This is a genomic window from Sediminitomix flava, assembly GCF_003149185.1.
Lineage (GTDB): Bacteria > Bacteroidota > Bacteroidia > Cytophagales > Flammeovirgaceae > Sediminitomix > Sediminitomix flava.
The window spans coordinates 469,327-485,276 of record NZ_QGDO01000003.1; the positions used below are offsets into that span (position 1 = coordinate 469,327).

Consider the following 15,950-nt stretch of genomic DNA (forward strand, 5'->3'; position numbering starts at 1 on the left):
TATTTAAGAATGATTTGTTTAAATTTTGAATAGCTAGAGAATTGGAAAAATATAAACTTATTATCAGTGGTGGTGGAACTGGTGGGCATGTCTATCCAGCCATTGCAATAGCAGATGCATTTAAAGCAAGGTTTCCAGATTCTGAAATCCTTTTTGTGGGTGCTGAAGGGAAGATGGAAATGGAGAAAGTTCCTGAAGCAGGGTATCCAATTGAAGGTCTAAAAATAAGTGGGTTACAACGAAAACTGACAGTAGATAACCTTTCATTTCCTTTTAAGGTGATTTCTAGTCTTTTCAAAGCAAAGAAAATAATTTCAAAATTTAAGCCTGATGCAGTTGTCGGAGTCGGAGGTTATGCCAGTGCCCCAATCATGGAAATGGCAGTTAGAAATAAGATACCAACCGTTATTCAGGAACAGAATGGTTATGCCGGTTTAGTAAACAAAATTGTGGCTAATAGAGCCTCAAAAATCTGTGTTGCTTACCCTAAAATGGAGAAGTATTTCCCCGCAGATAAACTTGTAATGACAGGGAATCCAGTTCGAAAAGATATTATTGAATTAGCTCATTTGAAAGAAGAAGCCTATACACATTTTGAGCTTTCACCAGAAAAGAAAACAGTATTTGTTTTTGGTGGCAGTTTAGGAGCTCTGACCCTAAATGAAAGTATGTTTAATGGCTTTCAGAGACTTTTGGATGAAGGCTATCAACTAATTTGGCAAACAGGTAAATATTATTACGAAAAATATAAGGATTTACTTCCGAATGAACTTCCAGAAGGTCTAAAGTTACTTCCTTTTATAAGAAGAATGGATTTAGCTTATGCATGCTCAGATTTAGTTATTTCTAGAGCAGGGGCACTTTCAATATCGGAACTATGCTTGGCAAAGTTACCAACTTTATTAGTTCCATCTCCAAATGTGGCAGAAGACCATCAAACTAAAAATGCGATGAATCTTGTAAATGAGGGAGCAGCAGTTATGGTCAAGGATATTGATGCTAGAGAAAAGTTAATTGATGAAGCTCTTGTTGTTTTAGGCGATGAAAAATGGCAAAACTCATTGAAAGAAAGTATGGGGGAATTAGCTAAGCCCGAAGCGGCAAATGAGATTGTTGATGAAATTTATAAATTGATTCAAAAGTAAGAAAGAACCCTTCCATAGCGATTAGAACTATGGAAGGGTTTTTCATTTATAAGAATAACTTTCCTTGCCAAGTATCTTTTTCTTTCAATTTTGCCTCAATCTGATTTAAGATTTGATCCATTCTTAATTTTCCCCAATCAGGGGCTAATTTAATATTTGGAGGTGCTTCACTAGAAAATCGTTGGATTGAAATATCAGGACGAAGTCTTTCCACAAATTCCACAATAAAGTCGATGTATTCATCTTTATTGAAAAGCTTAATGAAATCTGGGTTTTCACGGTATTGTTTTGCCATGATTGTCCCTTTGACAATTTGAAGTTGATGAAACTTGATTGTATCCAGTGGTAAGTCATTAATTAAATCTACTTGATCTAACATTCTCTGTCTATCATCGCCAGGCAGACCAAATAATAAATGTCCTCCAACTTGAAAACCTCTGTTTTTAGACATTTCTAAAGCCTTTATTGTATCTTCAAAACTATGTCCTCTATTTACACGATCTAGCGTATCATTATAGCAAGACTCAATTCCGTACTCTAGTACTATAATATGTTTTTCCGCAAGCTCTTGTAAATAATCAAGTTGAGCTTCATCAATGCAGTCGGGTCTTGTACCGATTACGAGCCCACTAATTTTAGGGTGAGAAAGTGCTTCGGTGTAGACTTCTTTTAATTCATCTAATGAGCCATATGTATTCGTGTAAGATTGGAAGTAACCTACAAAATGTTTACTTCTATTGTATCTTTTCTCTAAGAACCCTAAACCTTCATTTAACTGATGTGTAATCGTTGATTTTGGTGTGATATATGATGGAGTGAAGCTACTGTTATTACAGAATGTACAGCCGCCTTTACCTACTTTTCCATCTCTGTTAGGGCATGTGAAACTAGCATTTATGGAAACTTTCTGAACTCTACCTCCATATTTTCTCTTCAAATAGGATGTGTAAGCGTAAAATCTTCTATTATCCCAATCGGTAAAATCTTTTGGTTGAGTAAGTGTTTGTTCCATAATTACTTGCATTTTTTTCATTCGAAAACTTTGCAAGGTAGGCTACGATTTTCTGATTCAGAATATTTTCATGTGAATGTATCTGAATACCGTATTAGTTTAATCTTGTATAGGGTAAAGCTTCCCATCTAACATTGTACCCCATACTTTTATATCTTTAATTTTCGTTAATTTCACATCAAATGGATCTTCTTCAAGAATTGTTAGATCTGCTTTTTTACCTGGTTTAAGACTTCCTATTTCATGATCTAATTCAAGTTCTTTAGCTGCATTTATAGTGACAGCCTTTAAAGCATCCAAAAGGTGTATTTTCTGAGAAGGAGTTCTTAATTGCCCTTTGAAATCAATTCGATTGGTGGCAATCCATGATTGGAAAAGTGGGCTAGGTGGGCCAATTACATATTGAGAGTAAAAAGAGGTATTGATCTTTTCATCAAAAAAAGACTTGATTCTATTTAGGTTTTGTATCCGATTAGAATCAGCGAGTTCAATTGTATATTGCTCTGAAGTATAAAGGTGATAGGGTGCTAGAGATACATAAACATTTTCATCTTTTATCTTTTCAATCAGATTTGGAGTAATGTAAGTGATGTCATGGATGCTGAATCTATGGTCATGTTTAGGGTATTCTTGATTTATTTTTCGGAATAATTTTAGAACCTCTTCAATCGCTAAATCACCATTAGCATCTACGATAATTTGATAGTTTTTTTTCCAATAGTGTCTGATTGCAATCTCAAGTTCTCCAGGCGGCATTTCCCATTGATCAATATTAGTCTGTATCGGGTTCTTGAGTTTCATTTCATAAGAAAGAAAGAAACCATCGGTGGGGAATTTTATTTTTCTTGGAAACATTCTCACTTTATTTCCACCTAGGTTAGCCAAAGAATCGATAATGAATTCAGCTTTTACATGACTTCCTACTTCATCATATAGCTTTTTACCATTAACCAATAAATAGGTTCTAAAAGGGGTGTCAGCTGTTTCCAAGGCAAGTTTTGTATAGCCTACCTCATTTACTGTGTTGAAAAGCCCTAGTCCACTGTGGGTAAAAGTGGTGATTCCGCTTCTGTGAATTTGCTGTTTGGCAATATGAAAACTATTGGTGATGTATTCTTCATTAGTCAACAAATTCCCCAGTTTATTGATCACGAGTTCAAAGCCATGATTATAGAAATAACCTTTTTTCCATTTGATATTAGGATGTTCCTCTAAATTTTTACCCTCAAATTGAAGTAACTCTAATGCTTTCGAATTTAAATGAATAGACCTCAGGGTGTGGTGAACAACCACTACAGGTTTTTCAGGAGACATTTTATCTAAAATTTTTCTGCTAATATCTCCATGATAATAAGGGTGATAACCCCAAGTTAAAACCCATTCACCATTTACATTTTTAGATGAAATCAGTTCGCTTAATGCATTTCGATATTGTTTTTGAGAAGTAACTCCTTGATTGATATTATCTGGAAGTTCCCAATGAAAAGGGCTAATCAGTTGCATCGGAAGGATTAGTCCTGCTAAGGAGAGGTTGATGTGATTATCAATAAAACCTGGTAATATCGTTTTACCTTCAAGTGAATAGTTTACAAGTGCATTTGGGTAGCGTTCTTTTAAGGTCTTTAGAGATGATATATCGATTATTCTATCTTCTTCAATGGCTATAGCATCTGAAATAGTTAAGTTATCATCCATTGAGATAACCTTACTAGCAACATAAATTGTAGGGATTTGCTGATTGGCGTTTTCTCTTTGACAGGAAAATAAGTAAATGAAAAGTATGAATATGGTGCTGCGAATGTTCATTGAAGCGTTCACGGTAGAATATTGTTTAATATATCTATTTCTTCATAAGAACAATATTGCCTGCGTTTTAAGTAAGTAGTGATCTTGGATATGTTTAATTGACTCTTGGAACGAGTTTAATAAGATAAAAAAAAGCCTTCTGAATAATCAGAAGGCTTCATTTATAATTTAAGCTAGCTTTTATTTAGAAAACTTAGCTTTGATTTTATTCAATTGAACAGAGTAGAAGTCTGTATCGAACCAGCTTGCATCAATTCTAGCTTGTGATAAGAAGTAGAATCCGATTATGGCTAGGAAGACATTTGATGTCCATGCCCCAATAACAGGATCAACAACCAATTCTTTTACATACTTATCTCCTGTAGTAGTTGTAATGTAGTAAATCACGAAGAAGAATACTGAAATGATAGTTGGCATACCAATACCTCCTTTTTTAACAATTGCTCCAAGTGGTGCTCCAATCAAGAACATAACAAAGATTGCAACGGCCTGTGTGTAGTTCTTTTGAATCTCAAGCTTTGATCGTGCAATTTCTTTTCTCTGATTCTTCTGACGATTAGAGTTTGTGTCTACAAGGTTTTTAATACTGTTTGCACTATTGTATGCTGAAGATGCAATACGAACAGACTTACTTTTATTTGCTAGGTCTTTTTCGACTTTCTCTTCCATCGATGAAGTATCGATGTTTTTCGTATCAATTTTACCTTGTGTAGATTTACTACGATAATATCTATGTGCAGAAGTATTTCGAACTAAATTTTCATTATACTTAGCCATCGCCAATTCTGTTGAATCAAGCTCATGAGTAAGTTGTGCTTCAGTTTTCATCATTGAATGACCAGCAAACAATTGTTCGTCAGTTTGGTCTAGTTCAAATGACTCTAAGCTGAAAAGGAACTCGGCAGAATCAAATTCATTTCGAACGTATTCTGTAATATTTTTCTTTTTATTCTTACGGTCTTGAGGCTCAACTTCAGAGTAGCTGTTTCCATCGTAAAGGGTCAATTTCATGTATTGATTATTGAATACATAATCCATTCGACCATTATCTGCAACTACGACTTCTTTATTTCCTCTATTATTAAGGTGTTTATAGATGATTACATCTTTGATGCTGTTATCATCATTCTTTTCTTCAACCTTGATACTGTAACCATCTAAACCATCATAGAAAGCTCCTTCAGTAAGATCTAGAGCAGGTTTTTTCTGGCGTACATCATAAAGAAGGCTATAAGCTTTTAACCTTGAAAAAGGAACAACTCTATCGTTGTAAAATACTTGGACTACAGTAATGATAGCTGCAACAAGTGCAACGGGTCTTAGTATTCTAGTAAGTGAGATTCCTGAACCTTTAATGGCGGTTAATTCAGAATGTTGCCCAAGATTACCAAAGGTCATCAAACAAGCAAATAACATTGCAAGTGGCAATGCGGTAGGAACTAAAGATAGTCCAAAATAAAAAAACAATTCAGCAAATACATCCCAACCTAAGTCCTTCCCAACAAAGTATTTAAACTTTGAGATCATGAATTGAGAGAGGAAAATAAACTCAACGACCCCAAACGCTAGTAAGAAAGGTCCTGTAAATGCTTTGACGATGAGTTTGTCAACCTTTTTAAACATAAGATATCAATATCAAATAGTGAAATTTTACTACAAAAACTCCCTTTACAAAGGTAACAAAGAAGGGAATTTTCTTTATAGCTCTTTCTTATTTTATCATTTCTTAACGGATCAAGTTCTCGTTTCATTTCATAAGAGTTTAACGAGACTCCTTAAACAGTCAAAATAAGTGCTTTTTTAGAGAAATTCTATATTCTAAACCCATAACCTTTAGCTTAAAATAGTAGTCAATTAAAAATCAGATTATTATAATTTCTGATGAATGTCCAGTTTTATGTTATCAGATGTGAATTATTTATTCTGATTCTAGAATAGACTATAATTTCCTTTGAAGCGTTCTATTTTTGTATTTATTTAATGTTTTCTTTAATTTTTAAAGAATTTTAGACTTAGGGAAAGAACTGAAACCATTAGAGATGTAGTATGAAAAAGATTAATATAATTTTTTCTTTTATTTTCTTCAGTTTTACTCAGCATATATTAGCTCAAACCATTGGTAACACTTTTGTTCATAGCTATTCGCCAGTAGCGTATGAAGCCGGTGGTCAAAACTGGGATGCTGTACAAGACGATAGAGGAATTCTTTATTTTGCGAATACTGAGGGGGTATTAGTTTTTGATCAATCTTTTTGGAAGTTGATCAAGCTTCCAAATTCAGAAACTGTACGTGGATTGACTGTGAGTGGTGATGGTAAAGTTTATGTTCTTGGAGATGAAAATTTTGGTTTCTTATCAAAGAAATCAGATAGTCAAGAACCTCAGTTCAATAACTTAGTAGAACTTTTACCTGCAGACTTAAGACGAACCAGAGTTACGAAGTTACATGGCACAAAAGAAGGTCTATTTATCTTTGTAGGTAATAAGATTCTGAAATTTGCTAATGAAAAAGTAACTGAAGTTGAATGGGAGAACAAGGAAGATGAAAAAGGTCGCTTTGCAAATTTCAATGAGCTAGAAGATGAGCTTTATTTCTCTTACACTGATGAAAGAAGAAGAACAAAGTTCTTTCAACTTTCAACTGGTGAAATTTCCTCGCTTAATAATTTAGGTCGAATCAGTACTTCAAGTCGCCAATTTGTAATCAGAGGAGATAAAGCAAATGAATTGATTTTCCTTTCAAGTAAAGGAGCAAAAATATATAATCTAGAAACAGAGCAGACGCAAACTCTTTTCGGAGCATTTTCAAGAAACTTTGTAGAAAAAGGAATTTCATCTGTAGTTAAGCTAAGCCACGGTCTGATTGGTTTGGGTACAAGAACTTCAGGTGTTTTCATTATTAATACAAAAGGAGAAACGCTAAGAAATATCAATCGTCAAGCAAACCTATATGATAATGAAGTCAATGGTTTCTTCATAGATCAGCAAAAAGGTGTTTGGACGTTGCTTGGTAACGGTTTGAGTAGAATTGATTTATTCTCTCCATTTACTTTTTGGTATGACGAAGTAGGAGGATGGGTAACAGACATTCTTCCTGACGGTGATGATTTGTATGTAGCATCTTTAGGTCTTTACAAGAAAACACCTACAGGTTTTACTAACGTAGATGGCATACCTCAGAATGAGCAAGTGTGGTTTGTAGAAAAGTTAAACCTTGGAGAAGAGGAAAAAGTAATTGTTGGTACAAGTGCAAATGCTTATACAATTTCAGAGGGGAATGTTCAAGCGTTTTCTATGAAGAATAAGCCTACATCTGGTGCTTATCAATCGTTCTATCAATCTAGAATACGCCCTGAAAGATTTATCTTAGGAGGTAATCGATTTATTGATGTATACGAAATCAAAGACGGGAAAATAAAATTCATCTCGCGTATGGTAAATAGAAATATTGACCATATCCGTTCTATGCAAGAAGATAATGATGGCGTTTTATGGATTTCTTGTTATAACAAAGGATTTTATAAAACCGAGAACTTTGATTTAAGTGCTAAAGAGCTTGCTTCAAAAAAGGACTTTGTAGCTGAGCACATGAACCAAGATAATGGTCTGCCGGGTGTTTACGGAAACCGTCTACATTACTATCATGGTGGCTTGATCTATTCTACAGGCAAAGGTATTTATACTTATAAAAAAGAAAGCAACACTTTTGAGCCTGACCCTAGGTTTGCTAAACTTTTTGAAGAAAGAAATGCATCTGCTGAAGTTTTATGGCATAATTCGAATGATGCTGAAGATAATGAATTGATTGTTTCAGCAGTAAAAAATAAAGAACAAGCTATTGCAATCTTGTTTGAAGGAAGTGAAGGATCTTATTGGTATGATATTCCTTTTAAGAGATTACCTGTATTTGAGGTTGAAGTATTAGCAAAGTCAGATGATGATGTGATTTGGGTTGGTGGCTCAGGAGGTTTATTTAAATATAATCCTGTTGTTGAGCGTGACTTTGGAGCTGAATTCAAAACTTTACTGAGAAGTGTAGAAGTTGGTAAAGACTCTATCATATACAGTGGTCTTGATTTTATTAATTCAGATTCAGTAAATGCACAAGAAGCATCTTTTAGTCAACTTGGTACTAAAATCGATTTTAGTTCAAATGATATTGCATTTAAATATTCTGCTCCTTTCTATGACATTAATCAAGTCGGAAACTTTTATCAATATACATTAGAAGGTTTCGATGATAAATGGTCGGAGTGGACAACGCAAACTTACCAACGTTTTACCAATTTGAACCCTGGTAATTATTCGTTCAAGGTAAGAAGTAAAAACGTTTACGGTACAATCAGTGAAGAAGCTAGTTATGATTTCACAGTATCTGCTCCTTGGTTCTTTAATGTTTGGAGTATCATACTTTATGTAGCTACTCTTTCAGTTGGGGTTTTGGGAGTAATTAGATGGAACTCTAAACGTCTGAATGAGAAGAATAAAGAGCTTGAAAGCGTAGTTACAGCAAGAACAAAAGAAATTGCTGAAAGTAAGATTGAAATAGAAAAAGCATACGAAAATATTCATGCACTTAGTGTTATTGGTCAAAAGATTACATCAACTTTGGAAATGACAGAGTTGAATAAAATTATCTTTGAGCATATCAGTAAGCTGATGGATGTGAGTACGTTTGGAGTTGGTGTTGTAAACGAGCAGATTAAGAAACTTGAGTTTAGAGGATTTATTGAAAATCAGAAAGTTTTCGATTATCAAGGGATAAACCTTTCTTCAGGTAATAACTTCTCAATCAACTGTTACAACAACAAGGAGATTATCTTGATTGATGATTTGGAGGCTGAGTATCCTAAATTATTTGATGGGAAAACAATCACGGTTGATGCAAATACACCACTATCATTGATTTATGTTCCTCTTATTTTAGATGGGAGAGTAGCCGGTATTATGACAGTTCAAAGTAGAAAGAAAAACGCCTTTTCTGAGAAAGAGAAGTCACTTCTTGAAAACTTAGCATCATACGTAACTATTGCGTTATCAAATATATTCTCTTATAACGTGATCAAGGAAAAGAATTCTATGATTACGGATAGTATTCACTACGCTGAGAATATTCAAGCAGCTTTTCTACCTTCAAAATCATATTTGAGTGAGATTTTCCACAATCATTTCTTGATCTATAAGCCAAAAGATATCGTAAGTGGAGACTTCTATTGGTTTAGTCACCAAAAAGAAAAGTTATATGTTGCTGTAGTTGACTGTACAGGACATGGAGTTCCTGGAGCATTTATGTCTATGGTTGGTACTGCAATTCTTAATGATGTGGTGAAAAGTTCAGCTCAAGTTACTCCAGGAGATATTCTTTTGAAGTTGCATAAAGGAATTAGGAAGTCATTTAATCAGTATGAAACGAACAACCAAGATGGAATGGATATTTCACTTTGTTGTATTGAGCCTACTGATGACCTTCGCTTGAAAGTTACATTCGCAGGAGCGAAGTTACCTCTTTATGGTATCAGAAAAGGAGAGTTTTTCGAAATTAGAGGTGACAATAAATCAATTGGTGGTTATCAGAAAGAAAAAGAAAGATTCTACACTGATCAAGAATTGATTTTAGATGGTGGAGATGTTATTTACCTTGCTTCAGATGGATTTGCTGGTCAAAACAATGCAAATCGTAAGAAGTATGGTAGTGTGAAGTTTAAACAACTTCTTCAAGATAATGCTCATTTACCAATGAGTGAGCAAGGGATCTTGATCGAAAATGAACTAGAAAGTTATATGGAGGGCGTTTCACAACGTGATGATATTACAGTATTTGGTATTAAATTGTAATCTCCATTAAATCATAAATTAAGAGTTACTCTTTCCAGAGTGGCTCTTTTTTTTGTCTTCTGTTTTCATCATCAAGTCCCAAAAATTAAAATAGAGCCCGTAGTTATAATTGAATTTTCTATGGTGTATGTCATGATGTTTTGCTCCAATGATATTTTTGAGAATCCATTTTTTGCTCCAATTAATAGGGTAAACTTCTACTCCTGCATGATTAATTGTCGCAGATACGGTCATTATGATTAGGATAAACAAAATAGCATAGATATGTAGCGGAAGGAATATGGTGAATAGTGGAATAGGAATAGCTTGCAGAACTGATTCAATAGGATGAAAAGAGAATGATGTCATAGCTGAAGTATGGATACTTTCATGGTGAACCTTATGAATTAGCTTATAAACTTTTGGTAAGTGCATCCAACGGTGTAACCAATAATAATAGGTGTCATGAAGAAATAGTACGATTAAAATACTCACTGGAATATACCAAATAGGGTATGAATCTAAGTTTAGATAAATAGCACTTATCCCATTCTGCCATAAAATGATCATTAAAGTGGTCAGAAGACCGAATATAAAAGCACTGATAAATGACCAATAGATTTCTTTATAGAGTTGTCTTCTTTTCGTCTTTTTACTATTTAAAAAGTGCTTTTGATATTTTTTTCTGAAAAGCTCGAAGAATAGATAATGGTAGAAGCTTGAAAAAAGTAAATATCTAAAGAATACAATACTGCTTATAGCTAGAAATGTAATTAGAAAAGTAATTGGGTCTAAAAAGTCGATTTGCTCTAAGCTATCCATTCAATGAAATTAATAATTGGGTAAAAGATAAACTTGTGATGAGTAATGAAAATTACTCATCACAAATATTAGAGCTGAAATATATTACTTTGTTAAGTTAAGGACAACTCGTCCTGAAACTTGTCCTTTCAAAATAAGATCAATTTTTTCATTTATTTGATCGAGGGAAACTTCTTCAACGATGTCTAAAAGAGCGTCGGGTTTCCAATCTGTAGCCATAAGTTGCCATACTTTTTCTCTTAGTGACATCGGGAAATTTTGTGAGTCAATCCCTACAAGGCTTACACCTCTTAGGATAAATGGAAATACCGTCAAATTTAGCTTTGGAGAAGCAACATTACCACATGAGGTCACTACGCCCATCGGGTTAGTTTGTTTGATGATGTTTTCAAGGATAACACCTCCAACAGTATCAACGGCTCCAGCAAATTGACTTCTGAGCATTGGTCTTTTTTCTTCTTGACCAATTTCATCTCTTGAAATAATTTCAGAGGCTCCAAGGTTTTTCAAGAACTCATGAGAGTCAGCTTTGCCTGTAATTGCAACTACATCATAACCTAACTTTGATAGAAAGGCTACGCTCATTGAACCTACTCCTCCAGTTGCTCCAGAAACAATGATTTTACCATCCTCAGGCTTTATTTGTTCAACCAATTTGAAAACAGACATTGCTGCGGTTAAACCAGCAGTACCATAGGCCATAGCTTCTTTCATACTCAAGCCAGTAGGGAGTTTTAGAACCCAATCCGAAGGAACTCTAATGTATTGTCCAAAACCGCCAGAAGTATTCATTCCTAGATCATAGCTAGTCACAATTACTTCATCACCTTCTTTGAACTTATCATTGTTAGAGCTATCTACTTTACCAACAGCATCAATTCCAGGAGTGTGTGGATAGTTTCTTGTAACTCCTTTATTTCCGATTGCAGAGAGCGCATCTTTGTAGTTTAAAGAAGAATACATGACTTCTACCAAAACATCACCTTCTGGTAGTTCATCAATTGATTTTTGTTCAATACTTCTAATGAAGTTTTCTCCTTCTTCTTTGATTACAAGTGCTTTAAAATTTTCCGTTTTCGTCATAGTGTTTTATAGTAATTATAGAAAGTCAAGATTAGCGAATACGATAGTTTTATATACAAGAACTCTCGGTAATAAAACTTAACCTAATTGAGAAAATTAATCAGTCATACCATTTGAAAACATTATACTCTTCAGACAAATTGCTAGATTTGCAAAAAAATATCGGGAGTATATGAAAAAGCTAGATCTTAAGAATTGGAATAGAAGGGAGCATTTCGAGTTTTTCTCAAAGTTTGATGAGCCATTTTGGGGACTTGTAGCTGATGTAGATTGTACTAAAGCTTATGAATTATCGAAGAAAGAAGGGTATTCTTTTTTTGCATACTATCTATATCAAGCTTTAAGAGCGGCAAATCAAGTTGAAGAATTTAAGTATAGAATTCAAGAGGGAGAGGTCTTTGTCTGTGATCAAATAAATGCATCTCCTACGATTGGAAGAGCAGATCATACATTTGGTTTTTCATTTATTAAATTTCAAGAGTCTTTTGTAGAGTTTGAAAAAAACTTGAAAGAAGAGGTTGAAAATGTTCAAAATTCGGAGGGTTTAAGATTGAGCGAAGAAACAGGAAGAATTGATGTAATCCATTTTTCATCTATACCATGGAGTTCGTTTACAAGTTTATCACATGCTAGAAATTTTCAATATGCAGATTGTGTCCCTAAAATAACTTTTGGGAAAACTTTAAATAAGCATGGTAAAATGATTCTTCCATTATCAATTCATGTACATCATGGTTTAGCTGATGGTTATCATGTTGGGAAGTTTCTTGAAATTTTTCAAAAATGTTTAGATGAAGCATAGTTTGTCAGTAGAAATAATTAATAGGCAAGGAAATTAATTTCTTGCCTTTTTTTATGCTCAATCCTTAAATCACATATTTAAGATGGTGGGTACAAATTGCATTTTTCATGCTCTTTATTCTAATATCTAGCTTTTTGTACATTATAAAATTCCAACCTATGAAGAAGTCTATTTATACCATCCTTATACTTTTTGTATTATCAGCATGCTCTAAAGATAATTTCCAAGATGAAGATATTTTAGAATACGTCGATCCATTTATCGGAACTGGTTTTCATGGACATACTTTTCCAGGAGTGGTACTCCCAAATGGGATGGTACAACTTAGTCCAGATACTAGAGTGAATGGGTGGGATGCTAGTAGTGGATATCATTATTCCGATAGTACAATTCTTGGTTTTAGTCATACGCATCTTAGTGGTACAGGAATTGGTGATATGGGGGATGTTTTAGTACTTCCCTTTGTAGGAGAGAAATCAAATGCTTTGAAAGCTACTTTTTTAAAGGAAAATGAGAGTGCAGAAGTAGGAGCTTATAAAGTGAAGTTTGATAATGGAATTTCGGCAGAACTAAGTGCTTCATTAAGAGCTGGATTTCATAAATACATATTTCCTGAAGGTGAAACTCCAAAAGTGCAATTCGATTTAGGGCACACACTTCAACTCACTTGGGATCATCAGCCAATTAGTTCTCAAATTGAAGTGATAGATGCATATACAATCAGAGGTACAAAAGTTACCTGTGGTTGGTCATTTGATGATCCTGTACATTTTTATGCGAAGTTCTCAGAGCCAATTATTGAACAGGTTTTTACAGAAAATGGGGTAGAGGTTAAATCGGGAAAATCTGTAGAAGGAAAACTATTGAAGTTGTTTCTTACTTTTAATCCGTCAATTAAAGATTTAAAAATTAAAGTGGGGATTTCTTCTGTAAGTCAGGAAGGGGCTGAGAAAAATCTTAATCAAGAAATTGATCATTGGGATATTGAGACTGTAAAATCAAATGCTATAAGTGAATGGAAGAAGCGTTTAGATAAAATTTTGATTGAAACAGCTGATGAAACAATTAAAAAGAATTTCTACACAGGGATGTATCATAGTCTCATTGCACCAATTACATTCCAAGATGTAGATGGAAGTTATAGAGGTATGGATAAAAAAATCCATATAAATACAGTTGGGATAAATTACTCAGTGTTCTCAATGTGGGATACATTTAGGGCTTTACATCCACTGTTAACGATTATCGAACCAGGTCAGACGGGAGAATATGTGAAGAATCTACTCCAAAAATATGATGAAGGTGGAATGTTACCAAAATGGCCTCTTTCTGCAAATTATACATCTACTATGGTCGGTTATCCTGCGGTTTCTATAATTGCAGATGCATTTAGTAAAGGATTAGTTGATGAAAAGTACCTAGACAAAGCTTTGGAGGCATCCATTTTTAGTTCTGAATATCATCCTGAAATAGTAAATAAGTTGAGTGAGAAAAGAGCTAAAACCTTGATGGGATTACCAAATAAGTATGTGAATTTGGGTAGCGGATTGATTCCTGCAGATTCAACTTCAGAATCAGTGTCATATGGTTTAGAAATGGCTTATTATGATTGGTGTATTTCATTATTGGCTCAAAGGGCTAAAAATGATAGTATAACTGAAAAATATCAAGAACGCTCAAAATACTATGCTCATTATTTTGACCCAAATACAGGATTTATGAGAGGTCGGAATGCTGATGAGACTTGGAAAGAACCTTTTAGTCCAAAATATTCTAACCATGAAAATGGAGACTTTACCGAAGGGAATGCATACCAATGGTCTTGGTTTGTTCCTCATGATGTAAATGGTTTGATAAGTTTATTTGGGTCCGAAAAGCTGTTTTCTGAAAAATTAGATGAGCTTTTTTCTGAAAGTTCAGAAATAGAAGGTGAGCACGCTTCCGCGGATATAACAGGGTTAATTGGGCAATATGCACATGGCAATGAGCCGAGTCATCATACCGCATACTTATATAATTATGTTGGGGAAAGTTGGAAAACACAATCTTTGATAGATCAAATCTTGTATGGATTATACAGTCCTACCCCTGAGGGTATTTGTGGAAATGAAGATGTGGGGCAAATGTCTGCTTGGTACATTTTGAATGCTTTGGGTTTTTATCAAGTCGCACCTGGTGAGTCAATTTATACAATTGGTAGACCAATAATTGATAAAGCAAGTATTCAACTTGAGAATGGTATATTTGAAGTAGAAGTAAAGAATAATTCAAAAGAAAATAAATATGTAAAGGAGGTTTATTTAAATGGTAAAAAGTTAGAGACACTATTTTTTGATCATGATGAAATAAAAGCGGGAGGTCAGCTTTTATTTGAAATGACAAATAAGCCAATTAGATAGTTTACAAAACCTATTCTCAATGTATTTTGAGAGTAGGTTTTTCTTTTTGGAGGTGATTGTTTATGCTTGTATTATACAATATAGAAACTCACATATTTTTTATACATGAATATCGTTTTTTTAGATCGTGAAACACTTGGAGATACTGACGTAGAAACAATGCTAGCTCACATTGGAGCAGTGAAAATTTATCAATCAACAAAAAAGAATGAAGTAATTGATAGATGTAAAGAATCAGACATTATTCTAACAAATAAAGTAAGGATTGATAAGGAAGTAATTGATCATTGCCCTAAGCTGAAATTGATTTGTGTAACAGCAACAGGGATGAATAATGTGGACTTAGAGTATGCTCGTTATAAAGGGATTGGAGTAAAGAATGTAAGTGGTTATTCATCAAATAGTGTAGCGCAAATAACATTGAGTCTAGCGCTTAATTTCCTTGCTCCAATTGGTTATTATAATGATTATGTAAAGTCTGGTGCTTACGCACAAAACAATTCATTTACACATTTAGGAATGCCAATCGAGGAGCTTTCAAATAAAAAGATTGGAGTTATTGGATTAGGTGCTATCGGAAAAAGAGTAGCAGAGTTATTCTCAGCTTTTGGAGCCAAAGTATATTATTATTCGAGTTCGGGTATAGATCGATCAGATGTTTATGAACGATTGGAGCTGGATGAATTATTAGACTATTCTGATATAATTACAATCCATGCACCTTTGAATTCTAAGACAGAAAATTTGATTGCTAAAGATGAATTACTAAAAATGAAGTCATCTGCAATTCTAATAAATACAGGGAGAGGAGGAATCGTGAATGAAGAGGATCTAGTAGAGGCCTTGAAAAATAATGTAATTAGGGCTGCTGCAATTGATGTCTATGCTCATGAACCAATCAAATCAAATCATAAATTTTTAGAGCTTCAAAGTGATCGAAAATTGATTTTAACTCCTCATATAGCATGGGCTAGTGAAATATCTAGAAAAAATCTTATGAACGGAGTAGTTGAAAATATACAGGATTTCTTAAAGAAAAATAAAAAGGCAAACAGATGATGTTTGCC

General features: G+C 33.9%; 10 protein-coding genes. 5 read left to right on the top strand and 5 right to left on the bottom strand.

Annotated elements, in window-relative coordinates; all coding sequences use genetic code 11:
* Positions 1-41: 41 nt before the first annotated feature.
* On the top strand, positions 42-1,145 hold the full coding sequence (gene murG / locus BC781_RS13765; protein ID WP_245935618.1) for an undecaprenyldiphospho-muramoylpentapeptide beta-N-acetylglucosaminyltransferase: 1,104 nt from the start codon (positions 42-44) through the stop codon (positions 1,143-1,145).
* A 46-nt stretch (positions 1,146-1,191) separates the two neighbouring features.
* On the opposite strand, the gene BC781_RS13770 is transcribed toward murG, so the two are convergent.
* The 3 genes from BC781_RS13770 to BC781_RS13780 form a co-directional block, all read right to left on the bottom strand.
* Positions 1,192-2,178: a TIGR01212 family radical SAM protein gene (locus BC781_RS13770; RefSeq protein WP_211323807.1), complete on the bottom strand. Its 987-nt coding sequence runs from the start codon at positions 2,176-2,178 to the stop codon at positions 1,192-1,194.
* Positions 2,179-2,256: 78 nt separating this feature from the next.
* Positions 2,257-3,963 (bottom strand): amidohydrolase, encoded by a 1,707-nt coding sequence (locus BC781_RS13775; RefSeq protein ID WP_109618686.1) that lies wholly within the window; start codon positions 3,961-3,963, stop codon positions 2,257-2,259.
* A gap of 180 nt (positions 3,964-4,143) precedes the next feature.
* On the bottom strand, positions 4,144-5,586 hold the full coding sequence (locus BC781_RS13780) for an LptF/LptG family permease (protein ID WP_109618688.1): 1,443 nt from the start codon (positions 5,584-5,586) through the stop codon (positions 4,144-4,146).
* A 423-nt stretch (positions 5,587-6,009) separates the two neighbouring features.
* Here BC781_RS13780 and BC781_RS13785 point away from each other — a divergent pair, with 423 nt between their 5' ends.
* Positions 6,010-9,798 (top strand): SpoIIE family protein phosphatase, encoded by a 3,789-nt coding sequence (locus BC781_RS13785; RefSeq protein WP_109618690.1) that lies wholly within the window; start codon positions 6,010-6,012, stop codon positions 9,796-9,798.
* 18 nt (positions 9,799-9,816) lie between these two features.
* Here the strand turns inward: BC781_RS13785 and BC781_RS13790 are convergent, their stop codons facing one another.
* Complete coding sequence (locus BC781_RS13790; protein WP_109618692.1) at positions 9,817-10,599, bottom strand: sterol desaturase family protein; 783 nt, start codon at positions 10,597-10,599, stop codon at positions 9,817-9,819.
* A gap of 84 nt (positions 10,600-10,683) precedes the next feature.
* Entirely contained in the window at positions 10,684-11,682 is a 999-nt protein-coding gene (locus BC781_RS13795; protein WP_109618694.1) for a YhdH/YhfP family quinone oxidoreductase, read from the bottom strand.
* Between the two features lie 172 nt (positions 11,683-11,854).
* Here BC781_RS13795 and BC781_RS13800 point away from each other — a divergent pair, with 172 nt between their 5' ends.
* The 3 genes from BC781_RS13800 (at position 11,855) to BC781_RS13810 (ending at position 15,942) form a co-directional block, all read left to right on the top strand.
* Entirely contained in the window at positions 11,855-12,484 is a 630-nt protein-coding gene (locus BC781_RS13800) for a chloramphenicol acetyltransferase (protein WP_109618696.1), read from the top strand.
* 158 nt (positions 12,485-12,642) lie between these two features.
* Positions 12,643-14,883: a GH92 family glycosyl hydrolase gene (locus BC781_RS13805; RefSeq protein ID WP_109618698.1), complete on the top strand. Its 2,241-nt coding sequence runs from the start codon at positions 12,643-12,645 to the stop codon at positions 14,881-14,883.
* Positions 14,884-14,988: 105 nt separating this feature from the next.
* Positions 14,989-15,942 carry a D-2-hydroxyacid dehydrogenase gene (locus tag BC781_RS13810; protein ID WP_109618700.1) on the top strand — a complete coding sequence of 318 codons (954 nt, stop codon included), beginning with the start codon at positions 14,989-14,991 and terminating at the stop codon, positions 15,940-15,942.
* The last annotated feature ends 8 nt before the right edge of the window (positions 15,943-15,950 follow it).